This window comes from Mesobacillus sp. S13 (assembly GCF_020422885.1).
Classification (GTDB): Bacteria; Bacillota; Bacilli; order Bacillales; family Cytobacillaceae; genus Mesobacillus; species Mesobacillus selenatarsenatis_A.
The window spans coordinates 290,001-307,842 of the sequence record NZ_CP084622.1 but is presented as its reverse complement, the minus strand read 5'-3'; the positions used below and the strand labels follow the sequence as shown (position 1 = coordinate 307,842).

Here is a 17,842-nt window from a genome sequence, read left to right as displayed (position 1 = left end):
TACCTCCGATTTGGCTGTTTTTCTACATTCAGCTTCTTAATTCCTGTTTAACTTTAATCTTTGCCGACCTGCTACAGCGGAATTCTGGAAAATCCGTATTCAAAACACGCATATCGGGGTAATTGCACCCACAAAACGTATAATTGCACGGTTATTCCGGTTAATTGCACGCACAACCCCTATAATTGCACGGTCTTTCCGCATAATTGCGCGTTCATCTGCCTTAATTGCACCGTCATCCTAAATTTGGAAATATAGTCACCTTAAACAATCAGCACTTCTGCCCGGCAGGCACGGCCTGCGGATAGATTTCCGTCGGATACTTCCCGGTAAAGCAAGCAAGACATTGGCCGCGCGTCTCTCCGCCATCTTTTCGCCCAATCGCCTCCAGCATGCCCTCGACACTCAAGAACGTCAATGTATCAGCACCAATTAACTGGCGAATCTCCTCTACCGAATGTTCAGAAGCAATCAGCTCCTCACGAGTCGAGGTATCAATTCCATAAAAGCACGGGTTCTGGATTGGCGGCGAGCTGATAACGACATGGACCTCGGTCGCACCCGCTTCCTTCAGCATCTTCACGATCCGGCGGCTGGTCGTTCCGCGCACAATCGAATCGTCCACCATGATGACACGTTTTCCTTCCACGATTCCGCGCACTGGTGATAGCTTCATCTTCACACCCTGCTCCCTCAAAGATTGGGATGGCTGGATGAAGGTCCGGCCGACATAACGGTTCTTGATCAAGCCCATCTCATAAGGAATGCCAGATTCCTCTGCATATCCGATTGCGGCGGAAATACTGGAATCCGGTACCCCAGTCACAACATCAGCTTCAATCGGTACTTCCTTCGCCAGCTGCTTGCCAAGATTTTTACGGGCCGCATGGACGTTGATTCCGTGGATGTTGCTGTCGGGTCTTGAAAAATAAATATACTCCATCGTGCAGATTGCAGTATTTGAATTCATCGAGTACATTTCAGAATGCATTCCCTCTGCATCAATCACGAGCAATTCGCCTGGCAGGATGTCCCTGACAAACTCAGCGCCGACGATATCAAATGCACAAGTTTCAGAAGCGACGACATAAGCATCGCCCAGCCTGCCTAATGAGAGCGGGCGCAGTCCGTGCGGATCGAGCGCGACCATGAATTCTGTCTCGGTCATAATCAAAAAGGCATAAGCACCCTTCAACATCGGCAAGGCATTTTTCACGCGATCCCTCAGCTGGCTGAAGCCGCCCCGTTTGATCAAGTGTGCAAGCACCTCGGTATCAGAGCTAGTTTGAAAGATGCTGCCCTGTGCTTCAAGCTGGTTCCTTAGTGCATCTGCATTCACAAGATTGCCATTATGCGCAAGCGCAAGGCCGCCGCTTTGCGCTTGGAACAGAAGCGGCTGGACATTCTCGTAGCCGCCTCCTCCCGCTGTTGCATAGCGGACATGACCGATTGCACCGACACCCTGAAGATCTTCCATCGCATCTGCCGTGAAAATTTCCGTCACAAGTCCTTCGCCTTTCCGGCCCTTCAACTGCTGGCCATCGCTGACAACGATGCCAGTGCCTTCCTGGCCGCGATGCTGCAGGCTGTGAAGGCCGTAATAGGTGATTTGCGCTGCCTCGGGATGTCCCCAGATTCCAAAAACGCCGCATTCCTCATTCAAGCCTTTTAGTTCAGCAAGCATGGGATGGCTCCTTTCCAGGCCTTTTTCAGCCCCTCTGCATCATGGTTGATGACGTTCTCACCATTTACATCAATCTTCAAAACTGGCGTTTCAACGACTTTGCCAATCAGCACCGCATCTGTTAAACTTTCAAACTCAATCTGGTGCTCTGGTTTTACCGATAAAAGAAAGCGGGATTGCGATTCGCTGAATAAGGCTGAAACTGCGTTGCCTTCCAATTCAACCCTAGCTCCAAGCCCCTTGCTGCCAATCACGGATTCAGCAAGCGCTACTGCTACGCCGCCCTCTGCGACATCATGGGCAGATGATACAAGACCATTTTTAATTGCTGCTAAAATCTGAGCTTGATAGCTGGCTTCCACTTCTAAATCCAGTTCAGGTGCCTTGCCGAAAATCTGGCCATGCATTAGCTTCTGCAGCTCGCTGCCGCCGAACTCATCCTTCGTGTCACCAAGCAGATAAATCAAATCGCCAGCATCTTTAAAATGCTGCGTCGTAACATGTTTTAAATTTTCAACAAGACCGACCATGCCGACAACAGGTGTCGGATAGACAGCTGTTCCATTCGTTTCGTTATACAGACTCACGTTTCCGCCGATGACAGGCGTGCTCAATGTCCGGCACGCTTCACTCATGCCATCCACCGCTTTTTCAAACTGCCAGAAAATCTCCGGCTTCTCTGGATTCCCAAAGTTCAGGCAATCCGTAATCGCCAATGGTTCGCCGCCAGAGCAGACGATATTGCGCGCCGCCTCAGCAACAGCAATCTTTCCGCCTGTCTCCGGGTCAAGATAGATATAGCGCGAGTTGCAGTCCGTCGTCATCGCGAGGCCCTTCTCTGTGCCGCGAATGCGCACCACAGCAGCATCAGATCCAGGGGAAACGACCGTGCTCGTACGGACCATATGGTCATACTGGTCATAAACCCATTCTTTGCTTGCAATCGTTGGCTGCTGGAGCAGCTGTAAAAGAGTAGTTTCATAGTTTTCAACATGAGGAACTTCATTGTCCATGTTCTGGAATTCACGGTAATAAGCTGGTTCGCTTGAAGGCTTGTAGTAGACAGGCGCTTCCTCAGCAAGCGCATCTGCTGGAACCTCAGCCACCACTTCCCCTTTATGTAAAAGACGAAGCATCTTGTCGTCCGTTACTTTTCCAATCGCAACCGCTTCTAGCTCATACTTTGAAAAAAGGTCGATGATTTCCTGCTCACGCCCTTTTTCGACAACGATCAGCATGCGCTCCTGAGATTCGGAGAGCATCATTTCATAAGCCGTCATCCCTGTTTCACGCTGCGGCACAAGGTCAAGATTCATCTCGATACCCGAACCCGCCTTGCTCGCCATCTCTGCAGATGAACTCGTCAAACCAGCAGCGCCCATATCCTGGATACCAACAAGTGCATCATTTTTCACAAGCTCGAGGCAAGCTTCCAACAGCAATTTTTCCATGAACGGATCGCCAACCTGTACCGCAGGACGCTTCTCTTCAGACGCTTCATTCAATTCCTCGGAGGCAAAAGTAGCACCATGGATTCCGTCACGGCCTGTCTTAGCGCCAACATACATGACTGTATTTCCGACACCATGCGCCTGGCCTTTTTTGATATCTTCATGGTTGATCAGTCCAACGCACATAGCATTCACAAGCGGATTGCCCTCATAAGCAGCGTCAAACTGGACTTCTCCGCCAACCGTCGGGATCCCGATGCAGTTTCCATATCCGGCAATTCCAGCAACAACCTGTTCAAACAAATATTTCACCCGCGGTGACTCAAGCTCACCAAAACGGAGGGAATTCAATAGCGCGATAGGCCTTGCTCCCATTGAAAAAACGTCGCGGATGATTCCGCCAACACCTGTAGCGGCACCCTGGTATGGCTCGATGGCAGATGGATGGTTATGACTTTCGATTTTGAACACGACCGCCTGGCCGTCTCCAATATCTACAATTCCCGCTCCCTCGCCAGGCCCCTGTAAAACACGCTCCCCAGTGACAGGAAACTTTTTCAAAACAGGCTTCGAGTTCTTGTAGCTGCAATGCTCCGACCACATGACAGAGAACAAACCTGTCTCTGTATAGTTAGGAGTACGTCCAAGGATCTTTTCGGCAGAAGCAAACTCGCTGTCTGATAGTCCCATTTCCCGATAAATCTTTCCCTCTTTAATTTGCTCTGGACTTGGTTCAAGCATTAAGCGCATATGCTTCCCTCCATTGTTTGACGATCGATTTGAAAAGCTTCAACCCGTCCGCGCCGCCAAGCAGCTCATCGACTGCGCGCTCCGGATGCGGCATCATTCCGAGAACATTCCCTCGTTCATTGATGATTCCCGCGATATTTCCAAGGCTTCCGTTCGGATTTTCGCCATTGTATGTGAACACGATTTGATTATTTGCTTTTAAACGAGCAAGAGTTTCTTCATCGCAATAATAGTTGCCCTCACCGTGCGCAACCGGAATCGTGATGATCTCATTTTTTTCATAACCAGCAGAAAACATTGTTTCGTTATTCTCCACCTTCAATTCAACCTGCTTGCAGATGAACTTCAGGCTGTCATTGCGGCGCATCGCTCCAGGAAGCAAGCCAGCTTCAAGCAAGATCTGAAATCCGTTGCAGACTCCAAGCACTGGCTTTCCTGCTTCAGCCGCCTTAACGACTTCCTTCATGACATTGCTGAACTGCGCGATTGCGCCAGACCTTAAGTAATCTCCATATGAAAATCCGCCAGGCAAAAGCACCGCGTCATAGTCTTCTAGACTTTCTGCATCATGCCAGACATATTCCGCTTCTTCGCCAAGCTCATCTTTTACCGCGTGGTACATGTCGATGTCACAGTTCGAACCCGGAAAAACGATCACCGCAAATTTCACTGTGCAACAACCTCCTCGACTTCGTACCTGTAGTCTTCGATGACCGGATTCGCCAGCAGGCGCTCGCACATTTCTTTAACAGCGCCGTCAACATCCTTTACACTTTCATCCAAAGTCAACTCCATATACTTGCCGATGCGAACCTCCTGGATGCCTTCATAACCATGCGTAGCCAGTGAACTTTTTACAGCCGTTCCCTGAGGATCCAGAACACTTTCCCTTAACGTTACATACACCTTCACTTTATACATGCAATTGTCCTCCCAATCTCGTTAAAATGGTTTCGTAAGCATCTGTCAGATTCCCTAAATCACGGCGGAATACATCCTTATCAAGCTTCTGCTGTGTCTCCATGTCCCACAGGCGGCATGTATCTGGTGAAATCTCATCCGCAAGCAGGATCATTCCATCTGCATCTTTGCCGAACTCAAGCTTGAAATCTATTAACCTCACGCCAATCTCTGCAAAAAAACCGCCAAGCACCTCATTGATCTTCAAAGCCGCTGCCTTCAGCTCAGCCACTTCATCTTTTGTCGCCAGGTCCAGCACATCGACATGCTCATCCGTAATCAGCGGATCACCGAGCGAATCATCCTTCAGGTAAAACTCAACAATCGGACGTGGAAGCTGCTTACCTTCCTCGACACCAAGCCGCTTAGAAAAGCTGCCGGCAGCAAAGTTCCTGACAACCACCTCAAGCGGAATGATCTCTACACGCTTAACAAGCTGCTCATTCTCTGAAATTTTCTCAATAAAATGCGAATGGATTCCCGCTTTGCGAAGTTTTAAGAATAATAGACTTGTAATCTCGTTATTCAGTTTGCCCTTGCCGACAATCTCCGCCTTTTTCTCGCCATTGAAGGCCGTCGCTGAATCCTTGTATTGCACTCTTACAACCTGCTCTTCATCCGTTGCATAAATCCGCTTCGCTTTCCCTTCGTATAACAGCTCTTCCATTTTAACGCCCTCCGATTGAGATAATTAGCAATCTTCAGTCATCGAAAAGTGTAAGCGCCTTGGTCAGCTCCGACAAGCGCTGGAGGGCCGCATGAAGAAGTCGTTCTTTGACTTCATCGTGCGGACCGAAGCGACTCAAGGAGCTAGGCGCTGAAACTGGACAACTCTCGCAGTTATATTTCTACACTTTTCTTATCATTTAAAAGAAGGGCAAGAAACCTTGCCCGTTCGTATTAAAGTCCGAGTCGTTCAAAAATCATATCCACATGCTTGATATGGTAATTGTAGTCAAAGCAGTCATCAATCTCTGCTTCGCTCAGCAGCCCGGCGATTTTTTCATCGCTCTCGATGAGGCTGCGGAACTGCACTTGCTTTTCCCACGCTTCCATCGCGCGAGGCTGAACAGTGTCATACGCTTCTTCACGGGACATCCCCTTGTCGATCAGTGCAAGAAGCACACGCTGTGAGTAAATCAAACCAAGCGTCCGGTCCATATTGCGCTTCATGTTCTCTGGGTAGACCGTCAAGTTCTTGACGATATTGCCAAAGCGGTTCAGCATATAATTTAATGCAATCGTCGCATCCGGCAGAATGATTCTCTCCGCGGATGAATGCGAGATATCGCGCTCATGCCATAACGGCACATTTTCATAGGCAGTTGTCATATAACCGCGAATCACCCTAGCCATACCTGTCATGTTTTCAGAGCCGATCGGATTGCGCTTATGCGGCATCGCCGATGAACCCTTCTGGCCTTTTGCAAAAAACTCTTCTACCTCGCGAGTTTCACTCTTTTGCAGGCCGCGAATCTCAACCGCAAACTTCTCGATTGAAGTCGCAATCAACGCAAGCGTCCCCATATAAAAAGCATGACGGTCACGCTGCAAAGTCTGAGTTGAAATCGGAGCAGGCTGCAGCCCCAATTTTTCACAAACATATGATTCAACGAATGGATCAATATTCGCGTAAGTACCTACCGCACCGGAAATCTTGCCGAACTCGACGTCGCGGGAAGCCATTTTGAAACGCTCAAGATTGCGCTTCATTTCCTCCAGCCAAAGTGCCAGCTTTAAGCCAAATGTTGTTGGCTCGGCATGAACACCGTGCGTACGGCCCATCATGACCGTGTATTTATGTTCTTTTGCCTTATTCATCAGAATCTCAACAAAGTTTTCAAGATCCTTCAGCAAAATCTCATTCGCCTGCTTAAGCACATAAGAAAGCGCCGTATCGACTACATCCGTCGAAGTCAGACCATAATGCACCCATTTGCGCTCCTCGCCAAGCGTTTCTGATACCGCTCTTGTAAAAGCAACAACATCATGGCGTGTCTCTTCCTCAATCTCCTTGATCCGCTCAATATCAAAAGAAGCATTCTCACGCAGTTTCTTCACATCTTCCTTAGGAATATCCCCAAGCTCAGCCCATGCTTCACAAGCAAGAATCTCAACCTCAAGCCATGCTTTAAAACGATTTTCCTCCGTCCAGATTGCTCCCATTTCCGGTCTTGTATAACGATCTATCATTTCTTTTGTCCTCCGATCATTTCTGCTGCGCCTTTCCAGATTCTGCTTCTTTCAGCCTCATCAAGCGCGATTTCCACTGTGTCTCGTAAAAGGGTCACATGCCCCATCTTTCTTTTATACTTCGCTTCTTTTTTACCATATAAGTGAATCTTCCAATCCTGCAATTCAGCGATTCTTTCCAGTAAAGGCTGCTGATGCTGCCCGAGGATATTCACCATCACAGCAGGCTTCAGCAAATTCGTGCTTCCCAATGGCCACCCGCAAACAGCCCTGATATGCTGCTCGAACTGCGAAGTCTCACATGCTTCAATACTATAATGCCCCGAATTATGAGGCCTTGGAGCCAGTTCATTTATGTAAAGTTCATCATCGGCAGCTAAAAACATCTCAACCGCAAGCGTCCCTATTAACCCCAACGCCTCCGCAATCTGTTTCGCTGCTTCTACTGCCCTAGCCTCGGCTTCACTGCTGATTCTCGCCGGAACAATGGTCTGATGAAGGATGTTTTCTTCATGGACATTCTCAGCGACCGGGAAAATCGCCGTCTCACCATTCGTACCTCGCGTAACAATCACCGAGATCTCCTTTTCAAAAGGAATCCATTTCTCCAGCACGCACGTACCCTGGCTGACCAGTGTTTCAGCCAAATCGATATCATCCTTTGACCTGATCACAAGCTGCCCTTTGCCGTCATAACCGCCACGCGCTGTTTTCAGGACAGCTGGCAGTCCCAGCTTCTCGACTCCACCCCTGACATCTTCCACTTTTGCGACCACAGCATAAGGGGCTACCCTTACACCTGCCGCCTCTATATGGCGCTTCTCTTCTATCCTGTCCTGAGTAACCCGCAGCAATTCCGTCCCCTGCGGCACATAAGCATATTTATTTAGCCATTCAAGACCATCTGCATCAATGTTCTCAAACTCGTACGTGATTACATCGCTTTGTTCAGATAGCTGCTTTATTTTTTCAAGATCATCATAACTGCCGACAATCTGCTCGTCAGCCACCTGGCCGCACGGGCAATCCTCTGTAGGATCGAGCACGATCACCCTGAATCCCATCGCTTTAGCTGACTGCGTCATCATCTTGCCCAGCTGCCCGCCGCCAATAATCCCGATTGTGTCTCCTGGTAAAATCAATTTAGACAAGCTCATCACTGCTTTCCATCACTGACATTTTCGTTTCTTCCCTTAGCCTTTCCAATCTCTGTGCAACTTCACTGTCAAACGCTCCAAGAATCTGGGCCGCCAGCAATCCGGCGTTCGTAGCACCCGCTTTCCCGATTGCGACCGTCGCAACCGGTACACCGCCAGGCATCTGAACGATTGATAAAAGTGAATCCAGGCCGTTGAGAGCTCTCGACTGAACGGGCACCCCGATGACCGGCAGCGTAGTCTTGGCCGCTACCATACCTGGCAAATGCGCCGCTCCGCCAGCTCCAGCGATGATGACCTTTATTCCTTCGTCCCTGGCCTTCTCAGCAAACTCAAACATCAAATCCGGCGTTCGATGAGCCGACACGACCTTTTTTATATAAGAAACATCCAGCTGATCAAGTATGTCACATGCATGCTTCATCGTTTCCCAATCCGATTTGCTTCCCATTATGACTGCAACCGACATCTATCTTACCCCCTTTGGAGTTATCAGAAATGCGCAAGCGCCTTGCTCAGCCCCGACAAGCGTTGGAGCTAGACATTTCTTGAAGTAAAATATATACATTAGGTTATCAAAACAAAAAACCCGGATAGACTGCTTCCTCTGAATAGAAGAGAAAGTAGTCTGTCCGGGTGCGCAAGCAAAGAAATCCATAAGTGAACGCAGATTTCTTTTCCCTTCACTTAAAAACTACTTTCCCTCATAGTCCGGCAATTTACGGTTGCCAGGTAGAGACTCATGGGCCATATCCCCATTATTATACGAGGGAAAAACTAAATTTCACTTTCGACATTTACATATTACCAACTAATTCGACTTATTGTCAATCAATAATCGAACATTAATAAAGTAATTATTTTTTATTGTTCGTGTTTTGGTGCTTTAAACGGATAACGCAATCTATGCCTCCAACGGCTTAGCCTCAAAAATGATCTGCCTGCCAGCAGGCTCATACTCGACTGCCCCGTTCTTCTGCACTTCCTTGAAGATGGGTTTCTCCATCCTCCTTACAGGCGCATAGCCATCCTTCTTCATTCTATTAAGACAATCATCGATTGATTCATTTTCACCGACTTCATACATCTGTTTCTTTTTACCCTTGCTCATGAAAACAGCTTTCCTTTCCGCACCGATTTTACCCAGAACCCGCCATGGATCGATTTTGGCTCATACGCGATGATGAATGCCTTCGGATCCAATTCTTTGATTTTCTCATACAGTTTCAATTCATATTTACGCGGCGTTAAAATTTGCATCGCCATCCGGTCACCCTCAAGTCCGTGAGCAGCCCAATCCGTCACACCGTAACCGAGCGCACGCAAAGCCTTCGGCAGGTCCACATCATATTCTTTCGTAATCACATTGATTGTAATATAGCCAAGTGCCAGCTTCTCTTCGATTTTCATCCCGACAATGACACCTATTCCATAGCCGACAGCATATGCTACCAAATTCTGTATCTCATTCAAATTTTCAAGCACCAGTCCAAGCCCAACAACATAAATCACAACCTCAATCGTGCTTAGTCCTGCAGCCAGGTAACGCTGCCCCTTCAACGTCAGGATCATCCTGATCGTAAAAAAAGACACATAGACAATATTGATGATTAAGATGATGGCCACCATGACAAAACTATTCTCCAGCATTTAAACACCCTCCAGACATCTCTTCTAATAAGCCTTAATGTTCGCATTAATCCAATGTCTTGTAAAGCAACATGCAAAAATCCCTAAGGAAAAGATTCCTTATTTTAAGGTTTCCTGAACCTTATGATTTGAAACTCCTTTCCTTAAAAAATGGTAAAGCATTGACGTTCCACCCTCCTTGCTGAATAATATGGAAGAGTATACCAATGGAAGAAAGGGGTTGTAACGATTGTTCTATCGCCGCAAGTTTTACATGGTCAAAAATGAATTCATTGAACCATTCAATACATTATTTAACGACATTAACTTGCCTAATCAACTGAAACACGGAGCAAGGTTAATTGGCAGATGGATGCTACCGCATGATGAGGAAACAACAGAAATTTTCGCTATTTGGGAATACGACAGCTATGAAGCATATCTTAAAATAGAGGACAATGTCAGAAGCGACATGGAACATCTTAAGCGAATTCGCAACTGGTACGAGGAACATGGAGGCAAGGAGTTTCTGCAGAAGCAATACTTCTTGGAAGCAAGAAATGAAAAGCTGGTTTCCACCGTTTCCTTAAATAAAAAAACATCAAGCCAGTTGTGATATGGCTTGATGGTTAATACTTTAGATCTTAAAGGCTGTTACCGTATCCTTCAACGATTCTGCCATGGTAGACAGATTGTTTGCTGAGGCGGTTATTTCCTCCATGGAGGCTAATTGTTCCTCCGCTGAAGCAGCAACATTCTGGCTATGCAGTGATGAATCTCGGGAAATCGAGGCCATTCCATTGACTGTAGCCGATATCTCTTCAGTGCTCGCAGACATCTGTTCAGCCGTTGCAGCCATCCCTTCCACTTGTCCGCCCAGATTCTCCATAGACCTAAGGATTTCCTGAAAGCTTCTTTGCGAGCCTTCAACAATTTCCAAGCCATTCAGCACTTCTTTTTTGACAGTATCCATCGAAGCATCTGATTGCTCCATATCTGTTTGGATATGCCTGATCAACTCCGAAATCTGGGAAGAGGAAATCTGCGACTGTTCAGCTAATTTTCTTACCTCTGCCGCCACGACAGCAAATCCTTTCCCATGCTCTCCAGCCCTCGCTGCTTCAATGGCTGCATTAAGGGCAAGTAAATTGGTTTGATCTGCGATTTGGATAATAGCCTCGGAAATGCTTCCAATCTGTCTCGATCTTTCATTCAGCAAGCGGATGACTTCCCCCGTTTCATTAACAGAAGCATGAATCAGATTCATCTGGTTTGTGGTCTTCTGGACAAATGCCTCACCCTGTTTTGCATGGTCACTTGCCAGTGAACTGGTTTCAGCGATCAAGGAAGACGTCTCCGCAATATTACTGACTCCCTTTGCCAACTCCTCTAAAGACCGCGCACTTTCCTCTATTCCCTGTGTCTGGGTATCCGAGCCACCCGCTATTTGTTGAATGGCCTCAGTAATCTGCTCTGTAGCCCTGCTTGTCTGTTCAGCACCTGCATTCAACTCTTCCGAGGATGCTGCTACCTGTTCTGATGTTTCCAGCACCTCTCTTAACATAGAATTTAGATTATCTTTCATTTTATTAAAACTATCAGCAAGATCACTAAGTTCATCACCACTATGATCCTCCACCTCTGCCGTAAAATCGCCCGCCCCGGCCTTTATCATCGCTTCCGATACCGCCACAAGCCTCTTTCTCAGACTACGAGTAAACCAGTAGATTCCTATCGAGGCGATGATTACAACGACAAATACCTGAATGATAAACTTGGTCATGAAAGAAGATAGAATCTGTTCAATCGTCTTTTCCGAAGCCCCTACGTAGAGTATCCCAATCGCTTTACCATTCTGATCTTTTATAGGAGTGTAAGCTGTTTGATAGGAATGACCAGCAACAACCGCCTCACCATAATACGGTTCCCCTTCCTTCAGGACAACGTCAGCCACCTCCTGTGAAACCTTCGTTCCCACAGCACGCTTACCCTCAAGCATGACATTCGTTGCTATCCGGGTATCCCCCTGAAAAATCGTTACAGTATCTCCTGTATCATTGCCGATTGTGTCTACGATCTCGTAATGCTCGTTAAAAAGTTGATCTCCCTTATACAGTTGACCATTTTTGATTTCCCACTCACCGGGGAATTTATTGTTGATATATCGCTCACTCAGAGCAAGGTCTCCCTTCGCCTTTTCCACTGCAAAAGACTTGATCCCCATTGTCACTTCTCTTGTCACGACAACACCGATGATCACAGAGAGCAACAACACCGTGCCCAATACAATCAAATTGATTTTAGTCCCTAACTTCAAGCGCAGACCAGATTTTTTCATCCCCACAATTCATGCTCCCCCTTGTTGAAATAACTGCTAGATACTAACCATACCTGCTAGAGTAATATCGGAAGAGTAGATTGTATATCCATTATTTAGGGTCAGTTTTCATAAAATGGACACATTCATTGAAGCTATTCTGAGTTTTGGGGTAAAAAAAGAACAGCGAGTATCGCTGCTCTTGATAGCTTTGATGAGTGTTGAGGTTTCACCTTTCCTTGTTCAGACAGCTTTGTATGCATTTCTTTTACTATTGTCGGAAGTTGAGCTCCTGCTTCGGACAGCTTTTCGTTCTCCTGCTCCAAACCTGTCTGAGGTGGCTCCTACTTCGGACAGTTTTTTGTTGTCTTCCTCTCAACCTGTCTGAAGTTGCTTCTGTTTCGGACAACTTTTCTGTCTTTCTATCTCAACTTTTTCGAAGTCAGCTCTTTTTCTGACAGATTCATAAGATTTTCTACCTAACCTGTCCGAATTCATCCCGCAGGTAGGATCAGTTGCTGCTACATCTTTAGCACCTTTTATAATAAATCAACAAAAAAAAGAACAGCCATTACAGCTGTTCTTTCGCGTGCCCGGCGGCGTCCTACTCTCACAGGGGGAAACCCCCAACTACCATCGGCGCTGAGAAGCTTAACTTCCGTGTTCGGTATGGGAACGGGTGTGACCTTCTCGCCATCGCCACCAGACTATTTAATTGAAAGAAAGTATTTATTCCTTCAAAACTAGATAATGTTGTAAGAAGAATTCAAGAAGAACGAATGATCATTTTGGTTAAGTCCTCGAACGATTAGTATCAGTCAGCTCCACACGTCACCGCGCTTCCACCTCTGACCTATCAACCTGATCATCTTTCAGGGTTCTTACTAGCTTGCGCTATGGGAAATCTCATCTTGAGGGGGGCTTCATGCTTAGATGCTTTCAGCACTTATCCCGTCCGCACATAGCTACCCAGCGATGCCTTTGGCAAGACAACTGGTACACCAGCGGTGCGTCCATCCCGGTCCTCTCGTACTAAGGACAGCTCCTCTCAAATTTCCTGCGCCCACGACGGATAGGGACCGAACTGTCTCACGACGTTCTGAACCCAGCTCGCGTACCGCTTTAATGGGCGAACAGCCCAACCCTTGGGACCGACTACAGCCCCAGGATGCGATGAGCCGACATCGAGGTGCCAAACCTCCCCGTCGATGTGGACTCTTGGGGGAGATAAGCCTGTTATCCCCGGGGTAGCTTTTATCCGTTGAGCGATGGCCCTTCCATGCGGAACCACCGGATCACTAAGCCCGACTTTCGTCCCTGCTCGACTTGTAGGTCTCGCAGTCAAGCTCCCTTGTGCCTTTACACTCTGCGAATGATTTCCAACCATTCTGAGGGAACCTTTGGGCGCCTCCGTTACTCTTTAGGAGGCGACCGCCCCAGTCAAACTGCCCACCTGACACTGTCTCCCGCCCCGATCAGGGGCGTGGGTTAGAATTTCAATACAGCCAGGGTAGTATCCCACCGACGCCTCCACCGAAGCTGGCGCTCCGGTTTCTCAGGCTCCTACCTATCCTGTACAAGCTGTACCAAAATTCAATATCAGGCTACAGTAAAGCTCCACGGGGTCTTTCCGTCCTGTCGCGGGTAACCTGCATCTTCACAGGTACTATAATTTCACCGAGTCTCTCGTTGAGACAGTGCCCAGATCGTTACGCCTTTCGTGCGGGTCGGAACTTACCCGACAAGGAATTTCGCTACCTTAGGACCGTTATAGTTACGGCCGCCGTTTACTGGGGCTTCGATTCAGAGCTTCGCGTGAGCTAACCCCTCCTCTTAACCTTCCAGCACCGGGCAGGCGTCAGCCCCTATACTTCGCCTTGCGGCTTCGCAGAGACCTGTGTTTTTGCTAAACAGTCGCCTGGGCCTATTCACTGCGGCTCATCCGGGCTATTCACCCAAATGAGCACCCCTTCTCCCGAAGTTACGGGGTCATTTTGCCGAGTTCCTTAACGAGAGTTCTCTCGCTCACCTTAGGATTCTCTCCTCGCCTACCTGTGTCGGTTTGCGGTACGGGCACCTTTTATCTCGCTAGAGGCTTTTCTTGGCAGTGTGGAATCAGGAACTTCGGTACTATATTTCCCTCGCTGTCACAGCTCAGCCTTCACGCAAGCGGGATTTGCCTCACTTGCAGCCTAACTGCTTAGACGCGCATATCCAACAGCGCGCTTACCCTATCCTCCTGCGTCCCCCCGTCGCTCAAACGATAAAGAGGTGGTACAGGAATATCAACCTGTTGTCCATCGCCTACGCCTTTCGGCCTCGGCTTAGGTCCCGACTAACCCTGAGAGGACGAGCCTTCCTCAGGAAACCTTAGGCATTCGGTGGATGGGATTCTCACCCATCTTTCGCTACTCATACCGGCATTCTCACTTCTAAGCGCTCCACCAGTCCTTACGGTCTGACTTCAACGCCCTTAGAACGCTCTCCTACCACTGACATCTAAGATGTCAATCCACAGCTTCGGTGATACGTTTAGCCCCGGTACATTTTCGGCGCAGAGTCACTCGACCAGTGAGCTATTACGCACTCTTTAAATGGTGGCTGCTTCTAAGCCAACATCCTGGTTGTCTAAGCAACTCCACATCCTTTTCCACTTAACGTATACTTTGGGACCTTAGCTGGTGGTCTGGGCTGTTTCCCTTTTGACTACGGATCTTATCACTCGCAGTCTGACTCCCACGGATAAGTCTTTGGCATTCGGAGTTTGTCTGAATTCGGTAACCCGATGAGGGCCCCTAGTCCAAACAGTGCTCTACCTCCAAGACTCTTACAACGTGAGGCTAGCCCTAAAGCTATTTCGGAGAGAACCAGCTATCTCCAAGTTCGATTGGAATTTCTCCGCTACCCACACCTCATCCCCGCACTTTTCAACGTGCGTGGGTTCGGGCCTCCAGTTGGTGTTACCCAACCTTCACCCTGGACATGGGTAGATCACCTGGTTTCGGGTCTACGACCACATACTCATTCGCCCTATTCAGACTCGCTTTCGCTGCGGCTCCGTCTTCTCAACTTAACCTTGCATGTAATCGTAACTCGCCGGTTCATTCTACAAAAGGCACGCCATCACCCATGAACGGGCTCTGACTACTTGTAGGCACACGGTTTCAGGATCTCTTTCACTCCCCTTCCGGGGTGCTTTTCACCTTTCCCTCACGGTACTGGTTCACTATCGGTCACTAGGGAGTATTTAGCCTTGGGAGATGGTCCTCCCAGCTTCCGACGGGATTTCTCGTGTCCCGCCGTACTCAGGATCCACTCAGGAGGGAACGAAGTTTCAACTACAGGGTTTTTACCTTCTCTGACGGGCCTTTCCAGACCACTTCATCTACCCCGTTCCTTTGTAACTCCATGTAGAGTGTCCTACAACCCCAAGAGGCAAGCCTCTTGGTTTGGGCTATGTCCCGTTTCGCTCGCCGCTACTCAGGGAATCGCGTTTGCTTTCTCTTCCTCCGGGTACTTAGATGTTTCAGTTCCCCGGGTCTGCCTTCAATACCCTATGTATTCAGGTAAAGATACTGTTCCATTACGAACAGTGGGTTTCCCCATTCGGAAATCTCCGGATCAAAGCTTACTTACAGCTCCCCGAAGCATATCGGTGTTAGTCCCGTCCTTCATCGGCTCCTAGTGCCAAGGCATCCACCGTGCGCCCTTTCTAACTTAACCTAAAAGGTCATTTCTCTAATTGAATAGAGAGAAAACTAAAATGGCGATCACTCGGTTTTTCTTGGTTCTTCTTACTTACGATTATCTAGTTTTCAAGGAACAAAAAAGCTTTGAGAGAATTGCTCCCTCAAAACTAAACAAACAAGCTAGTCAACAGTACGAACCAGAAGGTTCGCATTCCGATTGCCATTACGGCAATATCCTTAGAAAGGAGGTGATCCAGCCGCACCTTCCGATACGGCTACCTTGTTACGACTTCACCCCAATCATCTGTCCCACCTTAGGCGGCTGGCTCCAAAAGGTTACCCCACCGACTTCGGGTGTTACAAACTCTCGTGGTGTGACGGGCGGTGTGTACAAGGCCCGGGAACGTATTCACCGCGGCATGCTGATCCGCGATTACTAGCGATTCCGGCTTCATGCAGGCGAGTTGCAGCCTGCAATCCGAACTGAGAATGGATTTATGGGATTGGCTCGACCTCGCGGTTTTGCAGCCCTTTGTTCCATCCATTGTAGCACGTGTGTAGCCCAGGTCATAAGGGGCATGATGATTTGACGTCATCCCCACCTTCCTCCGGTTTGTCACCGGCAGTCACCTTAGAGTGCCCAACTGAATGCTGGCAACTAAGATCAAGGGTTGCGCTCGTTGCGGGACTTAACCCAACATCTCACGACACGAGCTGACGACAACCATGCACCACCTGTCACTCTGTCCCCCGAAGGGGAACGCCCTATCTCTAGGGTTGTCAGAGGATGTCAAGACCTGGTAAGGTTCTTCGCGTTGCTTCGAATTAAACCACATGCTCCACCGCTTGTGCGGGCCCCCGTCAATTCCTTTGAGTTTCAGCCTTGCGGCCGTACTCCCCAGGCGGAGTGCTTAATGCGTTTGCTGCAGCACTAAAGGGCGGAAACCCTCTAACACTTAGCACTCATCGTTTACGGCGTGGACTACCAGGGTATCTAATCCTGTTCGCTCCCCACGCTTTCGCGCCTCAGCGTCAGTTACAGACCAGAGAGCCGCCTTCGCCACTGGTGTTCCTCCACATCTCTACGCATTTCACCGCTACACGTGGAATTCCGCTCTCCTCTTCTGCACTCAAGTTCCCCAGTTTCCAATGACCCTCCCCGGTTGAGCCGGGGGCTTTCACATCAGACTTAAGGAACCGCCTGCGCGCGCTTTACGCCCAATAATTCCGGACAACGCTTGCCACCTACGTATTACCGCGGCTGCTGGCACGTAGTTAGCCGTGGCTTTCTGGTCAGGTACCGTCAAGGTACCGGCAGTTACTCCGGTACTTGTTCTTCCCTGACAACAGAGCTTTACGACCCGAAGGCCTTCATCGCTCACGCGGCGTTGCTCCGTCAGACTTTCGTCCATTGCGGAAGATTCCCTACTGCTGCCTCCCGTAGGAGTCTGGGCCGTGTCTCAGTCCCAGTGTGGCCGATCACCCTCTCAGGTCGGCTACGCATCGTTGCCTTGGTGAGCCGTTACCTCACCAACTAGCTAATGCGCCGCGGGCCCATCTGTAAGTGACAGCCGAAACCGTCTTTCAGCTTTCCCTCATGTGAGGGAAAGGATTATCCGGTATTAGCTCCGGTTTCCCGAAGTTATCCCAGTCTTACAGGCAGGTTGCCCACGTGTTACTCACCCGTCCGCCGCTGATCTTCAAAAGCAAGCTAATGAAGATCCGCTCGACTTGCATGTATTAGGCACGCCGCCAGCGTTCGTCCTGAGCCAGGATCAAACTCTCCAAGAAAGAGTTATGAGTTAGCTCATAAAGTTAAAACGTTGGCTCATGTTCTTCTATAAATAGAAGTCATGATAATTTATTGTTTGTTGACGCTTGTTTGTTTAGTTTTCAAAGAACAATTTGTGTTGCCGTTCAAATGACAACTTTTATATCTTATCATCTTCGGACCAGCTCGTCAACACTTATTTTTGAAAGTCTTTTGAACAATCAATCAAGTGAGCTGAGTT

Annotated in this window: 12 protein-coding genes, 3 rRNA genes and 1 riboswitch; of the genes, 1 reads left to right on the top strand and 14 read right to left on the bottom strand. The window is 48.5% G+C overall.

Features of this window, described 5'->3' with window-relative positions:
- Nucleotides 1-271: 271 nt before the first annotated feature.
- From purF to LGO15_RS01595, 10 genes are all read right to left on the bottom strand, one after another.
- Nucleotides 272-1,684 carry an amidophosphoribosyltransferase gene (gene purF / locus LGO15_RS01640; protein WP_226086421.1) on the bottom strand — a complete coding sequence of 471 codons (1,413 nt, stop codon included), beginning with the start codon at nt 1,682-1,684 and terminating at the stop codon, nt 272-274.
- Nucleotides 1,669-3,885: a phosphoribosylformylglycinamidine synthase subunit PurL gene (purL, locus tag LGO15_RS01635; protein ID WP_226086420.1), complete on the bottom strand. Its 2,217-nt coding sequence runs from the start codon at nt 3,883-3,885 to the stop codon at nt 1,669-1,671. Before purL ends, purF begins: the two co-directional genes overlap by 16 nt.
- A complete protein-coding gene (gene purQ / locus LGO15_RS01630) occupies nt 3,869-4,555 on the bottom strand; it encodes a phosphoribosylformylglycinamidine synthase subunit PurQ (RefSeq protein ID WP_226086419.1) in 687 nt (228 codons plus the stop codon). The genes purL and purQ overlap by 17 nt, the downstream gene beginning before the upstream one ends.
- Complete coding sequence (gene purS / locus LGO15_RS01625) at nt 4,552-4,806, bottom strand: phosphoribosylformylglycinamidine synthase subunit PurS (RefSeq protein ID WP_226086418.1); 255 nt, start codon at nt 4,804-4,806, stop codon at nt 4,552-4,554. The genes purQ and purS overlap by 4 nt, the downstream gene beginning before the upstream one ends.
- Nucleotides 4,799-5,512, bottom strand: a complete 714-nt coding sequence (gene purC, locus LGO15_RS01620; protein ID WP_226086417.1) for a phosphoribosylaminoimidazolesuccinocarboxamide synthase — start codon at nt 5,510-5,512, stop codon at nt 4,799-4,801. Before purC ends, purS begins: the two co-directional genes overlap by 8 nt.
- Before the next feature lie 233 nt (nt 5,513-5,745).
- Nucleotides 5,746-7,038 (bottom strand): adenylosuccinate lyase, encoded by a 1,293-nt coding sequence (purB, locus tag LGO15_RS01615; protein ID WP_226086416.1) that lies wholly within the window; start codon nt 7,036-7,038, stop codon nt 5,746-5,748.
- A complete protein-coding gene (gene purK, locus LGO15_RS01610) occupies nt 7,035-8,195 on the bottom strand; it encodes a 5-(carboxyamino)imidazole ribonucleotide synthase (protein ID WP_167832435.1) in 1,161 nt (386 codons plus the stop codon). Before purK ends, purB begins: the two co-directional genes overlap by 4 nt.
- On the bottom strand, nt 8,182-8,664 hold the full coding sequence (gene purE, locus LGO15_RS01605) for a 5-(carboxyamino)imidazole ribonucleotide mutase (protein WP_167832436.1): 483 nt from the start codon (nt 8,662-8,664) through the stop codon (nt 8,182-8,184). The genes purK and purE overlap by 14 nt, the downstream gene beginning before the upstream one ends.
- Before the next feature lie 218 nt (nt 8,665-8,882).
- Nucleotides 8,883-8,984, bottom strand: a riboswitch (purine riboswitch).
- A 115-nt stretch (nt 8,985-9,099) separates the two neighbouring features.
- The gene (locus LGO15_RS01600) at nt 9,100-9,306 is read right to left on the bottom strand and encodes an NETI motif-containing protein (protein WP_167832437.1); all 207 of its coding nucleotides are present in this window, start codon (nt 9,304-9,306) and stop codon (nt 9,100-9,102) included.
- Nucleotides 9,303-9,845, bottom strand: a complete 543-nt coding sequence (locus LGO15_RS01595; protein ID WP_102260923.1) for a DUF2179 domain-containing protein — start codon at nt 9,843-9,845, stop codon at nt 9,303-9,305. The genes LGO15_RS01600 and LGO15_RS01595 overlap by 4 nt, the downstream gene beginning before the upstream one ends.
- 229 nt (nt 9,846-10,074) lie before the next feature.
- Here LGO15_RS01595 and LGO15_RS01590 point away from each other — a divergent pair, with 229 nt between their 5' ends.
- A complete protein-coding gene (locus LGO15_RS01590; RefSeq protein WP_167832438.1) occupies nt 10,075-10,440 on the top strand; it encodes an NIPSNAP family protein in 366 nt (121 codons plus the stop codon).
- Nucleotides 10,441-10,461: 21 nt separating this feature from the next.
- On the opposite strand, the gene LGO15_RS01585 is transcribed toward LGO15_RS01590, so the two are convergent.
- From LGO15_RS01585 to LGO15_RS01570, 4 genes are all read right to left on the bottom strand, one after another.
- Complete coding sequence (locus tag LGO15_RS01585; RefSeq protein WP_167832456.1) at nt 10,462-12,162, bottom strand: methyl-accepting chemotaxis protein; 1,701 nt, start codon at nt 12,160-12,162, stop codon at nt 10,462-10,464.
- A gap of 570 nt (nt 12,163-12,732) precedes the next feature.
- Nucleotides 12,733-12,848 (bottom strand): 5S ribosomal RNA (gene rrf, locus LGO15_RS01580).
- Nucleotides 12,849-12,929: 81 nt separating this feature from the next.
- Nucleotides 12,930-15,864 (bottom strand): 23S ribosomal RNA (locus LGO15_RS01575).
- Between the two features lie 207 nt (nt 15,865-16,071).
- Nucleotides 16,072-17,621, bottom strand: a 16S ribosomal RNA gene (locus tag LGO15_RS01570).
- The 16S, 23S and 5S rRNA genes sit together here, the layout of an rRNA operon.
- Nucleotides 17,622-17,842: the final 221 nt, after the last annotated feature.

What these genes read in the sequence shown, in the direction of transcription:
- LGO15_RS01585 (WP_167832456.1), bottom strand. Translation starts at nt 12,162, where the DNA reads ATGAAAAAATCTGGTCTGCGCTTGAAGTTAGGGACTAAAATCAATTTG.
- purS (WP_226086418.1), bottom strand. Translation starts at nt 4,806, where the DNA reads ATGTATAAAGTGAAGGTGTATGTAACGTTAAGGGAAAGTGTTCTGGAT.
- purF (WP_226086421.1), bottom strand. Translation starts at nt 1,684, where the DNA reads ATGCTTGCTGAACTAAAAGGCTTGAATGAGGAATGCGGCGTTTTTGGA.
- purK (WP_167832435.1), bottom strand. Translation starts at nt 8,195, where the DNA reads ATGAGCTTGTCTAAATTGATTTTACCAGGAGACACAATCGGGATTATT.
- purE (WP_167832436.1), bottom strand. Translation starts at nt 8,664, where the DNA reads ATGTCGGTTGCAGTCATAATGGGAAGCAAATCGGATTGGGAAACGATG.
- purL (WP_226086420.1), bottom strand. Translation starts at nt 3,885, where the DNA reads ATGCGCTTAATGCTTGAACCAAGTCCAGAGCAAATTAAAGAGGGAAAG.
- LGO15_RS01600 (WP_167832437.1), bottom strand. Translation starts at nt 9,306, where the DNA reads ATGAGCAAGGGTAAAAAGAAACAGATGTATGAAGTCGGTGAAAATGAA.
- purC (WP_226086417.1), bottom strand. Translation starts at nt 5,512, where the DNA reads ATGGAAGAGCTGTTATACGAAGGGAAAGCGAAGCGGATTTATGCAACG.
- purB (WP_226086416.1), bottom strand. Translation starts at nt 7,038, where the DNA reads ATGATAGATCGTTATACAAGACCGGAAATGGGAGCAATCTGGACGGAG.
- LGO15_RS01595 (WP_102260923.1), bottom strand. Translation starts at nt 9,845, where the DNA reads ATGCTGGAGAATAGTTTTGTCATGGTGGCCATCATCTTAATCATCAAT.